General features: G+C 61.6%; 22 protein-coding genes. 5 read left to right on the forward strand and 17 right to left on the reverse strand.

From position 1 onward, the window contains the following. Positions 1-16 precede the first annotated feature (16 nt). The 8 genes from rpsL to DMP11_RS04815 form a co-directional block, all read right to left on the reverse strand. Positions 17-388, reverse strand: a complete 372-nt coding sequence (gene rpsL / locus DMP11_RS04785) for a 30S ribosomal protein S12 (RefSeq protein ID WP_123185368.1) — start codon at positions 386-388, stop codon at positions 17-19. A gap of 209 nt (positions 389-597) precedes the next feature. Next, complete coding sequence (locus DMP11_RS04790) at positions 598-1,809, reverse strand: M20/M25/M40 family metallo-hydrolase (RefSeq protein ID WP_123185369.1); 1,212 nt, start codon at positions 1,807-1,809, stop codon at positions 598-600. A 55-nt stretch (positions 1,810-1,864) separates the two neighbouring features. Beyond that, the gene (locus DMP11_RS04795; protein WP_123185370.1) at positions 1,865-3,226 is read right to left on the reverse strand and encodes a putative manganese-dependent inorganic diphosphatase; all 1,362 of its coding nucleotides are present in this window, start codon (positions 3,224-3,226) and stop codon (positions 1,865-1,867) included. Between the two features lie 150 nt (positions 3,227-3,376). Continuing rightward, positions 3,377-3,658 carry a type II toxin-antitoxin system HicB family antitoxin gene (locus DMP11_RS04800; RefSeq protein ID WP_211329070.1) on the reverse strand — a complete coding sequence of 94 codons (282 nt, stop codon included), beginning with the start codon at positions 3,656-3,658 and terminating at the stop codon, positions 3,377-3,379. Positions 3,659-3,717: 59 nt separating this feature from the next. Next, positions 3,718-3,879: a hypothetical protein gene (locus DMP11_RS10270; RefSeq protein WP_161555301.1), complete on the reverse strand. Its 162-nt coding sequence runs from the start codon at positions 3,877-3,879 to the stop codon at positions 3,718-3,720. Then, positions 3,866-4,279 carry a hypothetical protein gene (locus DMP11_RS04805; protein WP_148041084.1) on the reverse strand — a complete coding sequence of 138 codons (414 nt, stop codon included), beginning with the start codon at positions 4,277-4,279 and terminating at the stop codon, positions 3,866-3,868. The genes DMP11_RS10270 and DMP11_RS04805 overlap by 14 nt, the downstream gene beginning before the upstream one ends. A 91-nt stretch (positions 4,280-4,370) precedes the next feature. Further along, positions 4,371-4,892 (reverse strand): hypothetical protein, encoded by a 522-nt coding sequence (locus tag DMP11_RS04810; protein WP_123185372.1) that lies wholly within the window; start codon positions 4,890-4,892, stop codon positions 4,371-4,373. 217 nt (positions 4,893-5,109) lie between these two features. After that, a complete protein-coding gene (locus DMP11_RS04815) occupies positions 5,110-5,601 on the reverse strand; it encodes an XRE family transcriptional regulator (protein WP_123185373.1) in 492 nt (163 codons plus the stop codon). A 135-nt stretch (positions 5,602-5,736) separates the two neighbouring features. Between DMP11_RS04815 and DMP11_RS04820 the strand changes: the two genes are divergently transcribed. Together DMP11_RS04820 and DMP11_RS04825 are read left to right on the forward strand one after the other, a co-directional pair. Then, complete coding sequence (locus DMP11_RS04820) at positions 5,737-5,997, forward strand: hypothetical protein (RefSeq protein WP_123185374.1); 261 nt, start codon at positions 5,737-5,739, stop codon at positions 5,995-5,997. 204 nt (positions 5,998-6,201) lie between these two features. Continuing rightward, positions 6,202-6,474 (forward strand): hypothetical protein, encoded by a 273-nt coding sequence (locus DMP11_RS04825; RefSeq protein WP_123185375.1) that lies wholly within the window; start codon positions 6,202-6,204, stop codon positions 6,472-6,474. A gap of 449 nt (positions 6,475-6,923) precedes the next feature. Here DMP11_RS04825 and DMP11_RS10205 read toward each other — a convergent pair whose 3' ends face one another. From DMP11_RS10205 to DMP11_RS10215, 4 genes are all read right to left on the reverse strand, one after another. Continuing rightward, on the reverse strand, positions 6,924-7,304 hold the full coding sequence (locus tag DMP11_RS10205; protein ID WP_148041085.1) for a hypothetical protein: 381 nt from the start codon (positions 7,302-7,304) through the stop codon (positions 6,924-6,926). 20 nt (positions 7,305-7,324) lie between these two features. After that, positions 7,325-7,723, reverse strand: coding sequence for a hypothetical protein (locus tag DMP11_RS04835; protein WP_211329071.1), 399 nt, complete (start codon positions 7,721-7,723; stop codon positions 7,325-7,327). A 62-nt stretch (positions 7,724-7,785) separates the two neighbouring features. After that, positions 7,786-7,977 (reverse strand): hypothetical protein, encoded by a 192-nt coding sequence (locus DMP11_RS10210; protein WP_148041086.1) that lies wholly within the window; start codon positions 7,975-7,977, stop codon positions 7,786-7,788. Positions 7,978-8,020: 43 nt separating this feature from the next. After that, complete coding sequence (locus tag DMP11_RS10215; protein ID WP_148041087.1) at positions 8,021-8,233, reverse strand: MerR family transcriptional regulator; 213 nt, start codon at positions 8,231-8,233, stop codon at positions 8,021-8,023. A 212-nt stretch (positions 8,234-8,445) separates the two neighbouring features. On the opposite strand from DMP11_RS10215, the gene sdaAA reads away from it, so the two are divergent. Beyond that, complete coding sequence (gene sdaAA / locus DMP11_RS04845) at positions 8,446-10,131, forward strand: L-serine ammonia-lyase, iron-sulfur-dependent, subunit alpha (protein ID WP_123185378.1); 1,686 nt, start codon at positions 8,446-8,448, stop codon at positions 10,129-10,131. A 298-nt stretch (positions 10,132-10,429) separates the two neighbouring features. Here the strand turns inward: sdaAA and DMP11_RS04850 are convergent, their stop codons facing one another. The 5 genes from DMP11_RS04850 to DMP11_RS04870 form a co-directional block, all read right to left on the reverse strand. Beyond that, positions 10,430-12,982 (reverse strand): ATP-dependent helicase, encoded by a 2,553-nt coding sequence (locus DMP11_RS04850; RefSeq protein WP_123185379.1) that lies wholly within the window; start codon positions 12,980-12,982, stop codon positions 10,430-10,432. A 391-nt stretch (positions 12,983-13,373) separates the two neighbouring features. Then, on the reverse strand, positions 13,374-14,180 hold the full coding sequence (gene aroF, locus DMP11_RS04855; RefSeq protein WP_194950501.1) for a 3-deoxy-7-phosphoheptulonate synthase: 807 nt from the start codon (positions 14,178-14,180) through the stop codon (positions 13,374-13,376). Further along, on the reverse strand, positions 14,177-14,458 hold the full coding sequence (locus tag DMP11_RS04860) for a chorismate mutase (protein ID WP_123185380.1): 282 nt from the start codon (positions 14,456-14,458) through the stop codon (positions 14,177-14,179). The genes aroF and DMP11_RS04860 overlap by 4 nt, the downstream gene beginning before the upstream one ends. 160 nt (positions 14,459-14,618) lie before the next feature. Beyond that, entirely contained in the window at positions 14,619-15,170 is a 552-nt protein-coding gene (locus tag DMP11_RS04865; protein ID WP_123185381.1) for an HdeD family acid-resistance protein, read from the reverse strand. A 144-nt stretch (positions 15,171-15,314) separates the two neighbouring features. After that, complete coding sequence (locus DMP11_RS04870; RefSeq protein WP_123185382.1) at positions 15,315-16,403, reverse strand: undecaprenyl-diphosphate phosphatase; 1,089 nt, start codon at positions 16,401-16,403, stop codon at positions 15,315-15,317. A gap of 159 nt (positions 16,404-16,562) precedes the next feature. Here DMP11_RS04870 and DMP11_RS04875 point away from each other — a divergent pair, with 159 nt between their 5' ends. Then, positions 16,563-17,372 carry a TatD family hydrolase gene (locus DMP11_RS04875; protein WP_161555302.1) on the forward strand — a complete coding sequence of 270 codons (810 nt, stop codon included), beginning with the start codon at positions 16,563-16,565 and terminating at the stop codon, positions 17,370-17,372. 234 nt (positions 17,373-17,606) lie between these two features. After that, a complete protein-coding gene (locus DMP11_RS04880) occupies positions 17,607-18,596 on the forward strand; it encodes a diaminopimelate dehydrogenase (RefSeq protein ID WP_123185384.1) in 990 nt (329 codons plus the stop codon). The last annotated feature ends 125 nt before the right edge of the window (positions 18,597-18,721 follow it).

Below are 18,721 nucleotides of genomic sequence, written 5' to 3' on the forward strand. Positions count from 1 at the left end.
CGGCTTAACGGCTTACTTATTTGGGGCGCTTGGCGCCGTAGCGGCTGCGGGCCTGCTTGCGCTTGTCAACAGCGGCGCAGTCCAGAGCGGCACGGATAACCTTGTAACGCACACCAGGCAGGTCCTTCACACGACCGCCGCGGATGAGCACCATCGAGTGCTCCTGCAGGTTGTGACCCTCGCCGGGAATGTAAGCGGTCACTTCCATTCCGTTCACGAGACGCACACGGCACACCTTGCGCAGTGCCGAGTTCGGCTTCTTAGGGGTGGTGGTGTACACACGGGTGCACACGCCGCGCTTCTGCGGGTTACCCTTCAGAGCCGGGGTCTTCGACTTGTCGACCGTCTTTTGACGGCCTTTGCGTACGAGCTGATTGATAGTAGGCAAAGTCTCAACTCCTTCTTCTTATCGCTTCTTCTACTACATCTCACACTTTCGCGCGCTGGGTTAAAAGCGCACAAAAACAAGCGCCTCATAGAGACGCGAGGATGCATATTATCAGGGTTAACCAGTATGTCAAACGCCACGCACCCGGGCGTATCCATCGCTGCCGGTAAGCGGCACGAAGGCTTCACAAATGCCGGGAAACGGGCCGCTTAACCGGCGGCGACCGCCTTCTGGCCATCGCGGGCGTAGAGGGCTATCAGCATCTGCACCAAGCGGGCGCAGCCCTCGATGTCGCGGACGGCGATGTACTCCTCTTCGGAATGGATGTCGGTCATGCCGATGCCCAGCGTGATGGCGCGGGCCCCCTTCTCCCCCATCACGTTGGCATCGGCACCACCGCCGGTTTTCACCCGCCGCGGCACCAGGCCTGCCAATCGGGCGGCGTCCTTGATGCGGATGACCAGCGGATCTTCGGCGTCGTAGGCCACCTCCGGGTAGCTGAACTCCCAGCGCACCTCCACCGTGCCGCCCCCATCGGCGGCCGCCTTCTCCATGGCAGCGGTCATGGCGTCGCGCTGGGCCAGCGCCTCCTCGCGAATGAGCGAGCGGCACTCCCCGCGCACTTCGCAATGCTCCGGCACCACGTTCACCGTGCAACCGCCCATGATATAGCCCACATTGGCGGTGGTGTGGTCGTTCAGGCGGCCCAGCTGCATGGCATCCACCGCAGCGGCCGCCATGCGGATGGCGCTCTTGCCATGCTCCGGCTCGATGCCGGCATGGGCCGCTGTGCCATAGAAGTCGGCGAAGAACGTGAGGTGGCACGGGGCCTGGGTGACGATGGACCCGGGGCGGCCGTTGGCGTCCAGCACGAAACAAGGGGTGCCGGGGGCGAAAGCGTCTTCTGGCAGCGCGGAGGCGCCCAACAGGCTCAGCTCTTCGCAGGTGGTGAACACCAGCTGGATGTCGGGGCGCGGCGTGCCCTTTTCCAAGGTGGTGCGCACCCCCTCGATGATGGCGGCAAGCCCCGCCTTGTCGTCGCCGGAAAGGATGGTGTTTCCCGCCGAGCACAGCACCTCCACCAGGTCGTCCTCGGCAAACAGGTTGCCGGCGGCGTCCACCGGACGCTGGGCCAAGCTGCCGGCTGGGCGCATTTCCCGTTTCACCTGGATGTTCTCGCAGGGTTCCACCGTGTCCATGTGGGCGGAAAACGCGATGCGGCCGGGCACCGTTCCGGGCAGGTGCGCGATCAGATTGCCGGTGTCGGAGCCGGTAGCGGCAGCGGAATCGTCGAAGCGCACCGTAAAGCCCAGCTCCTCCAGCAGCGGCTGCAGAACGCGGGCCATGGCGCCCTCGTGGCGCGACGGCGAACTTATCTGGGCAAACGTCACAAAGCTGTCAATCAGCCGCTCGGAGTTCATATCTCTCCCCTTTCCGCCCGCGCCCCGAGAAGAGTCTGGCGGTCTTCGTCTTCGCCTAATTTCCCAAAATGCGGGGGGCCACTTGCTTTTTGCGAGACAGGATGCCGGGCATCCAGGTGCCGCCCACGCCGGTGCAGTTGATGCCGAACACGCGGTTCACCACGCGGCGGTTGCCCTCGCAGATGAACTGGCTGCCCTCGGCCAGAATGTCGGTCACCATCAACAGCACGAACTCGTAACCGTGGTCGGCAGCCAGCTTGCGCATGTGCTCGCGAATCTCCTGCTCGCGCTCCAGCACGCCGGCCAAATCCACCGTTTCCCGCTGGCAGATGAGCACCGTGGTGTCGTCGAAGGGGAACTCTTTGGAGTCCGCCTCCACCAGCCGGTCGATGGGCACGTCGTTCACGCTGCCGCGGGCCTTGAACACCTTGAGGCCGAATTCGGTGGGGTCCTCGCCGATGATGGCGCCCAGGAACTGCGCCTGCTCTCGGTCGGTGTCGGTGGTGGTGGGCGACTTGAGGATAATCGTGTCGGTCATGATGGCGGAAAGCAGCACCGCCGCCATGGCCGGCGGGATGTCCACGCCGTACTTGCGGTACTCCATGCACACGATGGTGGCGGTGGAGCCCACCGGCAAGTTGATGAACTGGATGGGGTTGGTGGTGGACACGTCGGCGATGCGGTGGTGGTCGATGATTTCCACCACGTCGGCCTCCTCGATGCCATTGGCGGCCTGGCGGGTTTCGTTGTGGTCCACCAGGATGGCCTTGCGCTTGGGCGGGTTGGCGATGTCGGAACGGGTGACGATGCCGATGGCGCGGCCCTCGTCGTTGAGCACCACGCCTTCCCGCAGCTCGGAGGCCACGAGGTCTTCGGCGGCGTCCTTCAGCAGGGTCTCCTTATCCAGGGTGAGCACATCGGTGGCCATCAGCTCGCCCACCTTCTGCCCCAGCGACTCGATGAGCGATGCGGCAACGGCCATGTGGTTGGGGTTGTCGTCCTCCAAAAGGTCGGTGGCGGAGATGTAGCGCTCGGCGATGGCACGGGTGGAGATGAGGCCCTCGAACTGGCCGTCGGCCCCTTCCACCACCAGGGCACGCACATTGTGCTTGCGCAGGCGGCGACCGGCTTCCAGCATGGTTTCGTCATGGCCGATGGACACCGGGTTCGGGGTCATCACGTCGGCCACACGGGTGTGCAGGTGAGCGATTTTGCGCGGCTCCGGCAGGCCGTTTTCCTTCAGCACCCAAGCGCTTTCGGGCGGCAGCGGGCCCAGACGGCCGGGCACGTACTCCACGCGCTGGGCGCTGCCGTCGCGGGCGGCCAGCTGGTTTTTCAGGTAGGCATACGCAACGGCGGACGAAATGGAGTCGTTGTCCGGATTGCGGTGGCCGATTACTACAACAGGTTTGGGCATGGGGTGGTTCCTTAACGCTTTGGCTTCTTATGCAAACAGGTTCACAAAGCCGATGAGTATAGGGGGCAAACGGCGCCAAACAGCGAAGACGCCCCCGACCAGTCGATAAACCCCCAGTATTTCCACAGCAAACGGCGGCTAGCGGGCCTCCTACAGGGCCGCCGCGATGGCTTTGGAAACGAACTGATTGAGGGATTCGTTTTTGATTGCGGCAACAGTTGCGGCCGCCCGATGAAGCTCGGGGCTTATGCGAACGTTGAACGAGCCCTTGTAGGATTTCTCGGGGCTCTTGCCCTTCTCCGCGCAGAAGGCAAGGTAGTCGTCAACCACCTCACGGAAGGCCCGTTCGATGTCGGCAGCCGATTCGGCCTCGAAATAAATGCCGTCCCGCAATACCCACGACGGAACCGCAAAGCAGCTTGGAGCCCCCATCGAACTCCACCGTCGCACAATACCCCTTATAAGCAAGCACATTGCTCATGAAATGTCCTTTACCGCTTGATAAGCCTTACGACTCGTGGCACAGCCTTTACCGCCGCCATAGCCGCTCCCGCCACAACAGGGACAGCCAACTTTGCCACATCAATTACTTTGTTCACGGCGATGTTTTTTCGCTCGACCTCTTCTTCCACCCTATTTTTATTCATTTGCATCGACATCCTCCAATGCTTGCATCAGCTGACCAGCGGCAACCTTCACCTCTATTGAGCCGTGGGGCCCTTCTGGAAGAAGCCGATATTCGGCCTCCCCTTCATCGATATATGCTTCAAGCTCATTAATCCAGCGGTACTCAAGCGTGGTCGCCGGCAAGAGATGCTTCAACGTCTGAAGCTCAGTCACATTGAGGCCCTCCAAAAAACTCCTTCGTTGAGCCAAAATTGATTTTATTCCACTCTCTCCGTTGGCCAAATAGGCCCCAACCACCAGAGCCTCCTGTGCTTTTTCGTACAAATCGAAGTATTCAGAAATTTCCTCTAATTCGCTTTTCTTTTTGCCCGAATAATCCACCCCGAAAAGCATTTTCGCAGCAAGCCCAAGTTTTGAATCAGGCACTTTCTCGAAAGAGGATACGAGCGTCTTGAGAGATTCCCCAAGTACCCCTACGCTGCCTTGAAGAGCGCCTATCGCGTTTTTTAGCGCCGCCTTATCGCCCGTATCCAGGGCATAACGAATCTGGTTGATCGCCCTGTTGCCCTTGCTTGATTCGGCAAACGCAGTCTAAAGTCTCCTCCAGCTGTGCCGCAATCATTGGCAACTGCTGTTGTAGGTAAATGCCATTTAGATCCTGAGTCAACGCTCTGCGCATGTCGTCGGGCACCAAAGGCATTGCTTCAGCTGTAAGCATTCTCTTAACTTGCTTTCGACCGCTTTCGGTTTCAACCATGACCTGCGGCAGTATCCCGCTCCCATCTTTTCTTTTGTTTAGCCAGGCAACTCCTTTATCGATTTCCGATTTTACATCGTTAGGAATTTTGATAATGAGCACTTCTTCGGGCTCAAACGACTCAAGAACATCCTTGCCCAGTTGCGCATACTGGGCGATTTTGGCCATAGAGCTTGCAGCAATTTCCGACAGCTTTGCGACATCGATGCACGCCACTCTGTTCCGTTTTTCCCCTACCGGAACAGCATCCAGCCAAATTTCCGTCTTTGCCATCTCATCCACACGAATCCTTCTTCTATAAGGAGGCCCAGCTCAGCATCGGACCAATCGCCCCGATGCTATCAACTGCAATAGCAGCGCACTCGGGCCGATTATGCCAGCATCCTTCGTTTTCCACAACCGGCATCGGGCTCCACATAGGCCGTAGTAATACCGCAATGGCCGTTACCATGTTTTATCTCAACGCGTCCAAACGGAATCAGGAAATGGTCGCGTCATCCTATTTCGCAACTTGCTTAATCGCCTTACCCGACCACATTTCAAGCGCCTTTACAGTAGACGTAATTTTTTCCAGCTCCTGGCGTATTTTCTCAAACTCAGCTAATTCGTCTTCGCTAACATCCCCATCTGCAGCAATCTCTATAAGCCTGTTCTTCATCTGGCTCGTGCTATTTAGAGAGGCGATCATCTGCAGCACTATAATAGGCAGCTCTGATTGCTCAGGCTGCTCAATGTAGGGAACACCCTCATCCCTTCCAATCGGACACTGCATTGCACAGTAATAATTGCACAGAGACGGCTCGTCATAAACCTCGGCCAGAACAAGCACCTCATCGGGCCTAATTGCCGCCCGGTTCTTTTCTATCCGCTCGAGCCTGTTCTCGTCTATGCACTTCAATTCAAGAGCAGCCTTTGCCCTAGTCCAGTGCAATTTTTCACACCTGATCTGCTCGTACAGACTCGAATATCGCTTTTTCTTGCTGTCGCTCATCGCGGAACCCTTCGTTATTTTCGCGAAAATTGAGGAAAAAAGACCCCGGTTTCCACGAATCCTGCATGCGTCTATTTTCCCCTTAATCCCCAAAATATGAAACATCAAAGTTCCCGAGACCGAAGGAGAGAAACCATGGGACTGAGATTGACCAAGGCTGTAAGGCAGCAGCTGTTGGACGACAACGACGGCTTCACCACCTCGACCTACTACGAGGGTAAGAACTTCCGAGAGCAGCGCGATTACAGCATTGAAGGCGGTGAGCTTCATATCCGAGCTCGAGGAAAAACCTCTTGGGCTGATAGCCGTTTTGACGATGAGTGGGTTGCCGACGAAGAAGAAACTCATCACTTCCTTTACCGGCACCTACATGAAATTCAAATTCCGAAAGAATAGCAAGTATCGAGGCTAAAGGTCGCAGAACAAGAAAAGGAGAGAACAATGGCCAGGAGAACGCGGAGCGATTGCAGGATCGGCACCCTAGAGAAGAAGCTCGGTTTGGGCAAAGGAGCATTTCGCCACCCAAGCGGTCGAGACATCCGGAGCGATATGAAGCTCGGCACATTGCGAAAGAAGACAAATAAATAGAGAGGGAGAATCATGAAGCACCTTTTCAAAGCAACAAAACTTGGATGGGACGAAGAGAAAGAGGGTATCTGGTTCGACTCGGACAAGTACACAGAAGAGGCAGCCAGGACGGAATTTGAAGAGTACGAGGGAACGACTCAAGAGGGGTATCCGTACACGGGTTACGAATATGATGGGCAGCGCTACCACAGCATCGCATACTTAGGCGAGTTCGAAGACGACGAAATGCCGCATAATGATGACGAGTTATTCGAGATTCTTGCCAAGCAAAAACGGAACTCGTGAGATCTGCGACTCATCACCGGGAAAGACCTAAGGTCTTTCCCGGATGGCTGCCCAGCATAAATGCGCTAAACAGACGATCGATGGAATGCGGATACCCACCGACCGTCTGCACTACTTTCGATACCTTATTCCGCAAGGTTCCAGAGGCATCCATCACAGCAAAACTCTCTTATCTTCTTTACGCCGATCTGCGCCGCCGCAGATGCCAACCGCGCGACGATGTCAAAGAAGGGGCGAAATTGACGGGGCCCGGCGGCCGGAAACGGAGCGCGTGGGCCATCACACCCCCTATTGAGAAACTCAAAAGAGCTCACCATGGTCGTCGATGAAATTCTTGACGCTATCGAGCGCTTCACAGTGGGTCCCTCCAGACCGCACACAGCCGATGCCCAGACCATCGCGCCCATGGCCCACCGCCTTCTGGACGCCGGACCCGTGAAACACAAGGCTTACGCAAATGCTGAATGAGTCAATGCAGATTCCTCAGGACTCTTGCCTTTCTCCACGCAGAAAGCTAGATAATCGTCTACGGTCTCATGAAAGGCCCGCTCGACATCGGCGGCCGATTCGGCCTCGAAGTAAATGCCGTCCCGCATGCCCACAACGGACCCGCAAAGTAACTTGGAATCCCCGTCGAACTCCGCCGTCGCGTAATACCCCTTGCAAGTAAGCACATTGCACACGAAACGTTCCCTTTGCGAAGCAACGCGATGCACGCTTGCGCCGCATTCACCTCGCTTGACGGACGGGGGATGCATTATAAACATTCGCCCATCGTCGCGGCGATAAAACCTAACGCGAAAGCCCGATGCAGCGCCATCTGGATCCATTTCGAATCCATAAAGTGAGCTTACAAAGCGTCCTCTAGCTCTTCCCTCGTATAGCCAAACATGTAATCCTCATCCTTGCCATTGGACATCCAGATATCAGCCGCATCGTATACGCTGATTGACTCTCCTTCGCCGTCGTCATCATCGCATTCGCCATACGGGCTATTGTGACACGTATCACACCACCAACCGCTATAGCTATAACGCCGATGCATTTCGCTCCCGCAATTTGGACATGTTCCCGTCTCGTAATAATCTGAGTCTTCCGAACTGCTGCCGGAAAAGGCACTCAAAACGCCATCCAAAATACCCATATTACTCCCTTTCAAATCCTCCAAATGAAACGTGAATATTATGCCTGCGTTCAGACGCACGCTCCATTTTGCTGCCCAGACAAGCAGGAAGGCACTCATGGCCACCGCAATTCCAAGTAATGAGGATCCTTGAGACCAAACTGTGCCGACTTCTCAAGCCAGTCCGGCTAGAAGCTCATTGTCTCACCGCCAATTCCTTCATCCTCAAGCATTTCACGCAATGCATCGCTGACACCGTATTCGAAAAAACCATCTATGTCGCTATCACCCTGCGACTGATCAATATGGCTCTCATCCGGACAATAGTAACACACGCCATACCCTCCGACAGAATCGTCCCAATCGACGTCGACTTCCATACAGGCCGTAGCAATGTCGTAATTGTCGTTACCATGATTTGTCCTAATGTATTCGAATGGAATCGAGAAATGGTAGTGATCCTCCTGTTTCAACGACCCCAAATCGGCGCCATCCCAATCGAGCGCAGCATTCACCCCCACCGTTGCTGACAGACAGCGCAATTGTAACAAGGCCGCTTTTGTCGTAGAGGTACAGCGTTCGCTCGCTCACGCCGGTCATGCGCACCACTTCGCGAACCGTCAGCAACTCTTCCATCTGGGTTCCTCTTTCCCGTTTCTCCACGTCATGCGGCAATTTTAGCGCTGCGGGCGCCGCCGTTCCTCAGCTGTTGGCTGAAACTGTAAACGCCGACCACGCGTTGACGTCAAGAGGAAAAGCGAAATCCTGTTGACGGAACGGGCCCGGCGGGCGGAAAACGGGGCGCATGGGCTATCATTTTCCCATCGAGAAGCTCAAAGGAGTTCGCCATGACCACTTACGGAATCCGCGACGTTATCGGCCCCTTCATGGTGGGCCCGTCCAGTTCGCACACGGCCGGTGCCCTGCGCATCGCGCTCATGACCCGTCGCCTTTTGGGCGCCGAGCCGGTGGAAGCGGTGTTCAAACTGTACGGCAGCTTCGCCCACACCTACCACGGCCACGGCACCGACCGCGCCCTGGTGGCGGGGCTTTTGGGGCTGGCCCCCGACGACTTGCGGGTGCGCGACTCGTTCCAACTGGCGAAGGAGGCGGGGCTGGCCTTCTCCTTCCACCCCGACGACAAAACCCAAACGCCCCACCCCAACACGGTGGACATCCGCGTGAAGGACGCCTCCGGCGCCGTCACCGAAATCCGCGGCGAATCCATCGGCGGCGGCGCGGCGCAGATCACCGCCATCAACGGCGTGGACGTGCTGCTCACCGGCCAGTACCACTCGCTGGTGGTGAAGCAGAAGGACGTGCGCGGCGTGCTGGCCTTCATCGCCGCCTGCGTTGCGGAGATGGAAGTGAACATCGCCACCACCAAGCTGTTCCGCGAGCGCAAGGGCGACGTGGCCTACACGGTGATGGAAACCGACGACCCCATCCCGCCCGCCATCGGGCAGATGCTGGCCGCCAACCCGAAGATCCTGCAGGTGCGCATCGTGCCCAGCGACCGCTCGGCCGAAAGCGCGGCCCCCATCAGCGAACAGGAAGCGCTGGAAGAAGGGCTTGCCCCCACCGGCTTCGGGGCCGATCTTTCCGCCGAAGAGGCCAGCTTGCTGTTCGAAGCGGTGGACTTCAAAAACGGCGCCCAGCTGCTGTCCTTCGCCGAAAAAGAGCATCTGGCCCTGTCTGACGCCATCTGCCGCCGCGAGCGCTGCCTGCTGGCGTCGCTGGGCATTGCCGTGGACGACACCCACCGCTACCTGGGCGAAGCGCTGCAGGTGATGAAGGCGTCGGCCACTGGCCCCCTCACCGACCCCAAAAAATCCATGGGCGGCCTCATTGGCGGCGAGGCCCAAAAGCTGTGGCAGCAGATGCAGAAAGGCGACGGGTTCGGCGACAGCCTGCAAACCCGCGCGGTGATGTACGCCCAAGCGGTGCTGGAAACCAACGCCTCCATGGGCCGCATCGTTGCCGCACCCACTGCCGGGTCGGCCGGCGTGGTGCCGGCGGTGCTGATGGCGCTGCAAGACGTGTACCACTTCACCGACGAGCAACTGGCCCGCGGCCTGGCCAACGCTGGCGCCATAGGCATGCTGATCATGGAGAACGCCAGCGTGTCCGGCGCCGAGGGCGGCTGTCAAGCGGAAGTGGGCAGTGCCAGCGCCATGGCGGCCAGCGCCGCGGTGGAGCTAATGGGCGGCACCCCGGCCCAGTGCCTGGAGGCGGCCGCCATCGCCATCGCCGGACTGCTGGGGCTGGTGTGCGACCCCATCGGCGGCCTGGTGGAGGCCCCGTGCCAGAAGCGCAACGCCACCGGCGCCGCCAATGCCCTGGCCGCGGCCCAGTTGGCGCTGGCCGGCATCGACAGCTACGTGGGGTTCGACGAAACGGTGACCGCCATGTACGCGGTGGGCCGCAGCCTGCCCTTCGAGCTGCGGGAAAGCGCCTTGGGCGGCCTGGCCGCCACCCCCAGCGCCTGCCAACTGTGCGGCGCCTGCGCCCCCGGCGCCCAGCCCTGCAACTAGGGGCCCGTGGCCCAGGCAGAGATAGAATCTCTGCCCTACGAAGAACCCGCGCGTGCCAAAAGTGAACGGCCCCCGGCACACCCCCGACACATCACAGGTCCACGACAGTAGCCGAGGGTTTCCCAGGTGCCCCAGATTGGCCCGAAGGCCGGCCGAGCGCACTTCGGTGCGCGAGGGTAAGGCCTGAGCGCCAAGATGGGGCGCATGGGGAAGCCTCGGCGGACGAGCAGTTCCGTCGTCCGCCAGGACGGCGGAACCCCCGGCGCAAGATGGGGTGCATGGGGAAGCCTCGGCGGAACTACCCTACCTTCACTATGGGGGCATAGTCTTTCAGCAGCTTTTTGGTTTGGCCTGATTTGGCGAACTTGATGTGCAGGGTGTCGCCGTCCACCTTCACCACGCGGCCGCGGCCGAAGGTTTTGTGGTCCACCGTGTCTCCCACGGCGAAGGTGGCGCCGGCACCGGACTTCTTCCGGGAAGCCGCCGAGCCCAATCCGCCCGATCCGCTGGCGCCGAACGCGCGCCCGCCGTCGCTGCCGCCGCGGGTCATCTCATTGAAGGAGCGGCCCGTGCCTGAACCGAACGAGCCGCGGCCGGAATAACCGCTGCGTCCCGCCCGGTCGCGGTCGCCGCGGCCGGCCGACCCGGACGCGCTGGAGCGGCCGAACACGCGCCCCTCCCCCGCCTCGGTGCCGCTGCCGGCAATGCCGCGACGGCTGCCGCGCTTCTCCCAACCGGTACCGGAAAAGCCGGAAGACCCCAAACCGGACGTTTGGCGCAGCTCTGCCGGAATCTCCTGCAGAAACCGCGATGTGGGATTGGCGGACGTCTGGCCGAAAATCTGCCGCTGCTGGGCGCAGGTGAGGTACAGGCACTTGCGAGCCCGGGTGATGGCCACGTAGGCCAGCCGCCGCTCTTCCTCCACCGCCACCGGGTCGCGCATGGAATTCACGTGCGGGAACAGGCTCTCTTCCATGCCGGCCACCCACACGCAATCGAACTCCAGGCCCTTGGCGGCGTGCACCGTCATCAGCGTCACCGCGTGGCCGTCGTCGGTCATGGTGTCCAAATCGGTGCGCAACCGCACCCATTCGATGAAGTCCGCCAGCGAATTGCCCCGCAGCACCCGCACCGGCTGGTCATCGGCCGCCACATCGGCAACTCCAGCGAACAGCCCCTCGCCTGTGGCCGCGCCAGCAGCCGCCTCGACCGCCACCGCTTCTCCCGGCACGGCCGCTACCTGGGCGCCCTCTCCCACAGCCGGCGCCGCATACAGGGCGTCGTCGTCCTCGTGGGTTTCCTGGAACTCCTGCACCACGCCCATGAACTCCTGGATGTTCTCCACCCGGCTCTTGGCCTCGTCGGTGCCCTCCGCCAGCAGCGCCTCCACCAGCCCGGCCCGGTCCACAATCGTCGAAATCACCTGGCGCAGATCGCCGCTCCAGGTGCCCGCTTCCTTGATCAGGGAAACGAAGGCCGCCAGGGCGTTGCGGGTGGCGGCCCGCAGGTCGTCCTCGGTCACCGCCTGCTCGCAAGCCTCCAAAAACGTAATGCCGAAGGTGCGCTGCAGCCCTTCGATGCGCTCCACCGTGGTTTTGCCGATGCCCCGTTTGGGCACGTTGATCACCCGCTTGGCGGCCAAATCGTCGGCGGGGTTCACCGCCAGCGTGAGGTAGGCCATCACGTCGCGGATCTCGGCGCGGTCGAAAAAGCGCGTGCCCCCCACGATGTGGTAGGGCACGCCGGCCCGCAGCAACATGTCTTCCAGCATACGGGACTGGGCGTTGGTGCGGTAGAACAGCGCCATGTCGTCGTAGGACTGGCCGCGACTATGGCGCTTCTCAATCTCGCCGGCAATCCAGCGCCCCTCGTCCCGCTCGTCGGTGGCCAGGTACACCTGAATCTTCTCACCGTCGCCGGCAGTGGTGAACAGCCGCTTCTCCTTGCGCTTCGAGTTATTGGCTATCACCGCGTTGGCGGCGGCCAAAATGTTGCCCACGCTGCGGTAATTCTGCTCCAACTTCACCACGTTGGCATTGGGGAAATCCTGCTCGAAATTCAAGATGTTGGTGATGTCGGCGCCGCGCCACGAGTAAATGGACTGGTCGTCGTCGCCCACCACCATGATGTTCTTCTCGGGCCCCACCAGCATCATGGTGATGGCGTACTGAGCGTGGTTGGTGTCCTGGTACTCGTCCACCATGATGTAGCGGAAGCGCTGCTGGTAGGCCTCCCGCACGTCTTCGTGATGCTTCAGCAGCAGGTAGGCGTACAGCAGCAAATCGTCGAAGTCGAAGGCGTTGGCCGCGCGCAACCGCTCCTGCAGCCGCGTGTACACCCGCGCGGCCACCTTCCCCACCGGGTCGGTTGCCGCCTTCGCGAACTCGCCAGGCACCAACAGCTTGTTCTTGCCATCAGAAATGCGGTTCATGATGTTGTTCAGCGGAAACACCTTGGGGTTGATGTCCAGTTCGGCCATCACTTCCTTGTACAGCCGCTTCATGTCGTCGGTGTCGTAAATGGTGAAGCTGTTGGTGAACCCCAGCCGGTCGGCATCTTGGCGCAGGATGCGCACGCACATGCTGTGGAAGGTGGACACCCACATGCCGCGGGCCCGCTGCCCCACCAAGCGACCCAAACGCTCGCGCATCTCGGCGGCCGCCTTGTTGGTGAAGGTGATGGCCAGAATCTGCCACGGCCAAACCTCCTCGTCCTCCAGCAAATGCGCGATGCGGTAGGTGAGCACGCGGGTTTTGCCCGACCCGGCCCCTGCCAGCACCAAAAGCGGCCCCTGGGTGGTGAGCACCGCCTGCCGTTGCGGCTCGTTCAGAGAATCGATGTCGATGGGCATAAAAACCTCCTGGGGCGAACAAAACGCGCGCTGAGGCGCGGAGAAGTCAACGGCTCGCTATTGTATCGCAGCCCACAACACCACGGCCCTAAGCCTCGGCAAAGAAACGAAACCTACGCGGGGCGCCGCGCGCCCTTCGCGCATCCGCCAAAGCAAGCGCCGCGCGGCCTTCGCGCAACCCCCGAAGTAAGCAAAGCCCTACGCAACCACACCGCGTGGCCCTCACGAATCCACCAAAGCAAGCGAGAAGCCCCCTGGTGCCCAAGATTGCCCTGAAGAGCGGCCGAGCGCACTTCGGTGCGCGAGGGAAAGCTCTGAAGGGCAATATTGGGTGGCAGGGGGCTTCGCAGCGCCAAGCAGTTCCGATGTTCGACAGGACATCGGAATAATTTTACGCGATGGTTTTGCCGAACACCGCGGCGATGTCGCGCAGCTGGGCCACCAGCACCTCGAACTGGGCGGGGGTGAGCTGCTGCGGGCCGTCGGAGAGGGCCTTGGCCGGCTGCGGGTGCACCTCGATCATGATGGAGTCGGCGCCGGCGGCGATGGCGGCGTAGGCCAGCGACGGCACCAGGTCGCGCTGCCCGGCCGGATGCGACACGTCGATGCACACCGGGAACAGCGACTGCTTGTGAATCACCGGCACGGCGGCGATGTCCAGCGTGAAGCGGGTGGCGGTTTCAAACGTGCGGATGCCGCGCTCGCACAGCACCACGTTGTTGTTGCCGCAGGCGGTGATGTAGTCGGTAGCAGCCAGCCATTCGGCGATGGTGCCGGCGAACCCGCGCTTGTACAGCACCATCTGGTGGCTGTCGGCGGTAACCTGGCCGATCTTCTTCAGCAGGCTGAAGTTCTGGAAGTTGCGGGCGCCCACCTGCAGGCCGTCCACGTAATCGGCCACCATCTGGCAATGGGCGGAGTCCATCACCTCGGTGAGGGTTTTCAGCCCGTACTTCTGGCCGGCGTCGTGCATGATCCTCAGCGCCTCTTCCCCCAGGCCCTGGAAGGAGTGGGGGTTGGTGCGGGGCTTGAAGGCGCCGCCGCGGATCCAGGTGAGGCCCAAATCGTGAATGCACGAGGCCACTTCGTCGAACTGCTCCACCGACTCCACCGAGCAGGGACCGGCGTAGATGGTGATGGTATCGTCGCGGGTGCCCAAATCGGGGATGCCCGGGATAACGGTTTCGTTCACGCTCATAGGGCCGGCGTCTCCTTCATAACCTTGAGAATGGTGGTGTAAATCTCGCGCAGGTACTCGTTGTACAGCGGCCCGTCGTTGTAGGAGGCAATGCGGTCCATGATCTCTTCCTCGCGGCGCGCGTCGTAGAGCCCCATGTGGGCGCCCGGCTTCAGGCCGCGAATCACCAGCGCATGGCCGGCGCGCTTGTTCAGCAGCTCCACCAGCTGGCGATCGATGGCGTCGATCTGCTCGCGATGCTTCTGAATTTCCTCAAGATTCGCGTTCTCTTCAGACATTGAATGTCCTTTCCCGTGATGCTTTAACGAGAGAAACGCCCGCAAAAGCGCGGGCGGCTGACTCGTGTGGGCACATGATAGCAAAACGGGGCGCAACCCAGCGTTACAGCCCCGTAAAATGCAATCAGGAACAGTGGCGGCGCAGCGCGAAGCCGGCGGCCTACTTGGCCGGCGCGCTCACCAGCCGGTGCAGTTCGCCGGAAACGTAGAGGTTCACCACGCCGTTCACGATGAGCACCACCCCCAGCACCATCACGAAAGCCGAAGTGGCGCCGAAGGGATTGGCGATGATGAGGATGCCGCCCAGGGCCACCAGCGCGCTGGGCACCACGCCAGCCACCCAGTGGTAGCCCCCCAGTTGCCGCAGGTCAAGCGCCCGCACCAGGCTTACCACGCCGCACAGCGCCAGCGCCGCCCCCAGCACAATGGCCCCCACCGAGGCGATGGGTTCGGGGAAGATGAACACCACCAGCGCCAAAATAAGGTAGAAGATGCCCACCGTGAGCACGCTGCCGTTGCGGTAGCGGTCGCTCTTGTCGCGGAAGTAGCTGAACAGACTGGCGATGCCGGAAATGGCCAGCCCTGCTGCCAGCAGGTAAATGACGGTTACAATGGTGGCACCGGGCCACACCAGCAGAAGCAGGCCGAACAGAAGCGATACCACCGCTTGGGCCAGCGTATTGGAACGAAGCGTGTTCATCAGGTTTCCCATGACGTCCTCCTCGGGGCATTCGTGGCCGACACCCACGCCGGCCGGTGAAACTTTTCGCCGATGATAAAAGGACAGGCCCCGAAAAGGGCACACAGGGACAATCCGAAACCGTGCAGTAAGCGAACTGCTGCGTTTGGGCGGGCGCTACAGCACCCCAACCGCCTTGGCGCCGAAGTAAGCCAGCACCACTACGCCCACCACGATGCGATACACGCCGAACGCGGTAAAATCGTTCTTCTTGATGTAGCCCATCAGGAACTTGATGGACACCACCGACACCACGAACGCCGTGAGGATACCGGTTACCAGCACCGCCACCTCGGTGCCGGTCATGGCAAGCCCCAGCTCGGCGATGTACTTCACCGTCTTCAGCAGGCCCCAACCAAACATCACGGGAATGGCCAGGAAGAAGGTGAACTCGGCCGCCGCGGTGCGAGAGCAGCCGCACAGCATGCCACCGATGATGGTAGAGCCAGAGCGGCTGGTGCCGGGAATGATGGCCAGCATTTGGAAGCAGCCGATCTTGAGCGCCGTCTTCCAATCGATGTCGTCCACCGTCTGCACCTTGAACAGGGCCCTCTCGGCGTCGTCGCCGTCGAAGCCGGGGCGGGGCTCCTCATGGCCCAGCGCGGTTTCCCGCAGCTGGGTTTTGGGCAGGCGCCCCGAAATGGAGGGATCGTTGTAATAAGAGGCAGTGTTGCGCACCAGGCGGCTACTTTGCGCCGCAGCCGGCTGAACCTCAGGGCGCGCATGGCGGCCGCGGGGGCGCTGGGCGCGACCGCTGCGGGCATTGCGGCCGGCCAGGTAGGCGGCCTCCCGCTTGCGGTTGTGGTGCTCCAGCACGATGAACACAACGCCGTACACGATAAGGGCGATGGCCACCGTCCAGGCGTTGTAGAAGTGTTCGTTGAAGAAGTCGTCCAGCGTGAACCCGATGATGGCAGCGGGAATGCAGCCGATTACCACCATGCCCCACAAGCGCCAGGTACTGCGCTTCTGAGCCGGCGTCTTGCGCGGCGAAAAGGGGTTCAGCTTGTGGAAGTACAGAATGAGCACCGCGCAAATGGCACCGATCTGGATGACCACCAAAAACAGCTCCAGGAACTCCGGGCTCACCGCCAGCTTGACGAACTCGTCCACCAAGATCATGTGGCCGGTGGAGGAAACGGGCAGCCACTCGGTGATGCCCTCCACGATGCCGATGACCAGTGCCTTCAGGATTTCCGTGATCATGTTTCGCCGCTTCCTAAAAATCGAACCCGCCGCTGATGTGCGGAAATGAACCCTACCGCCCCGCGCGGGGGCAAATCGGCAACAAATGGTACCAGAAGCCGGCGGGGGCATTCTATACTTTCAGAAATGCATCATTTATGTGAAGCGGAAGGAACGCCCGTGGACGCCCTCTACGACATGCACTGCCATCTGGGGTTCGCCGCCAACAGCGCACAGGCGGGCGCCATCGCGGCCGCAGCGCACATCGGGGCCCTTTCCTGCACGGTGACGCCGGAGGAGTTCGCGGCGCGGGGGGCGGCTGGCGGCGTGGGGGGCGGAGGTGCCGACGGCGGTGCCGGACGGTGCAGCGGCTCCCCCGTCACGTGGGCCCTGGGGCTGCACCCCTGGTACGTGGCGGAGAACTGGCGCCCCCAAGTGGAGGCCTTCGAAGCCTTGATGCCACAGGTCAGGGCCTTTGGGGAGGTGGGGCTGGACTTCTCCGCCCGTCACCAGGGCAGCGCCGATGCGCAAATGGCTGCCTTCCATCACCTGCTGCAGGCCATCGTCGCCCGAGCGCGGCAATCGGCAACCCCTCCCATGCTATCGCTGCACGCGGTGCGCTCGGCCGACGCCGTGCTGGAAGCGCTGCGGAAAACCGGCGCCCTTGAAAACTGCCAGGTGGTGCTGCACTGGTTTTCCGGTTCCGGGGAAGAGCTGGCGGCGGCGCGGCAGGCCGGCTGCTACTTCTCGGTAGGCCCCCACATGCTGGCCAGCCGCCGGGGACGCGCCTACGGAGCGCAAATCCCCCTGTCAAAGCTGCTGCTGGAAACCGATGAACCGCCGCAGGGAGCCGTGCTGGACGGCGCCGCCTGGCGCTCGCAGCTGGAGGGAGCGCTGGAGCAGCTGGCCACCCTTCGCCGCACCGACGCCGCAGAATTGGGGGCCACCGTCGCCGCCACCAGCCGCCAACTGCTGGGGCTGGGCCGCTAGCCCGCGCAGAGCGGGCGGCGGCCTCGCCCGGCCCACCGCTCACAGCCGACCCGCACCCCGCGCGCCACAAAGGCTTTTTTTTGCGATGAGTTGCGGGCGGCTGCGGGCGAATGGGCAATTCGCTGGTACCATTTACCCGTTTGAATCCGGCGCCCCTCGCGGCGCCGCCCCCGCCACGGCCCTGGAACCCGATCGCCGGCGGGGCATCCCTTCGCTATTAAAAGGAGTTGCGCAATGGAACCTATCCGCATTGGCATTTTGGGATACGGCAATTTGGGGCGGGGCGTCGAGCTGGCCTGCGCCGCCAACGAGGACATGCAACTGATGGCGGTGTTCACCCGCCGCAATCCTGAGTCGCTGACGCTGCTCACTCCCGGCGCCGCCGTGGTGGCCGCTGCCGAGCTGGAGCAATGGACGGACAAGGTGGACGTGCTGGTGCTCGCCGGCGGCAGCGCCACCGACCTGCCCCAGCAAACGCCGGAAGCGGTGCGTCTGTTCAACGTGGTGGACTCCTTCGATACCCACGCCAACATCCCGCAGCACTTCGCCGCCGTGGACGCCGCCGCCAAGGAAACTGGCCACATCGGCGTCATTTCGGTGGGCTGGGACCCGGGCATGTTCTCAGTGGCGCGCCTGTACGCCAACGCCATCTTGTCCGGCGGCGCCGACTACACCTTCTGGGGCCGCGGCGTTTCCCAAGGTCACAGCGACGCCATCCGCCGCATCCCCGGCGTGGCGGACGCCCGCCAGTACACCGTGCCGGTGCCCGCGGCGCTTGAAGCGGTGCGCGCCGGCAAGAACCCGCAGCTGACCACCCGCGAAAAGCACACCCGCGAGTGCTATGTGGTGGCGGAAGAGGACGCCGACACCGACGCCATCCGCGAGGCCATCGTCACCATGCCCAACTACTTCGCCGACTACGACACCACCGTCACCTTCATAAGCCAGGAAGAGCTGAACCGCGACCATGCCGGCATTCCCCATGGCGGCTCGGTCATCCGCGCCGGCACCACCGGGCAAAACGGCGAGAACACCCATGTGATCGAATACTCGCTGAAGCTGGATTCCAATCCCGAGTTCACCGGCAGCGTGCTGGTGGCCGTGGCCCGCGCCGCCAAGCGCCTGGCCGACGCCGGAGAAACCGGCTGCCGCACCATCTTCGACATCGCGCCGGCGTTGCTGGCCCCCCAAACCCCCGATTACCTCCGCGCCCATATGCTGTAAGCGCTCAATGCCGGGCCGGGTTCCACTCCGGCCCAAAGGCACGGCCGATTCGCCCTTGTGGCATTAGGCAGAGATAGAATCTCTGCCCTCCGAAAACCGCGCGATGCGCCTTCGTATCATTTCAG

Source organism: Parvibacter caecicola (genome assembly GCF_003725335.1).
Lineage (GTDB): Bacteria > Actinomycetota > Coriobacteriia > Coriobacteriales > Eggerthellaceae > Parvibacter > Parvibacter caecicola.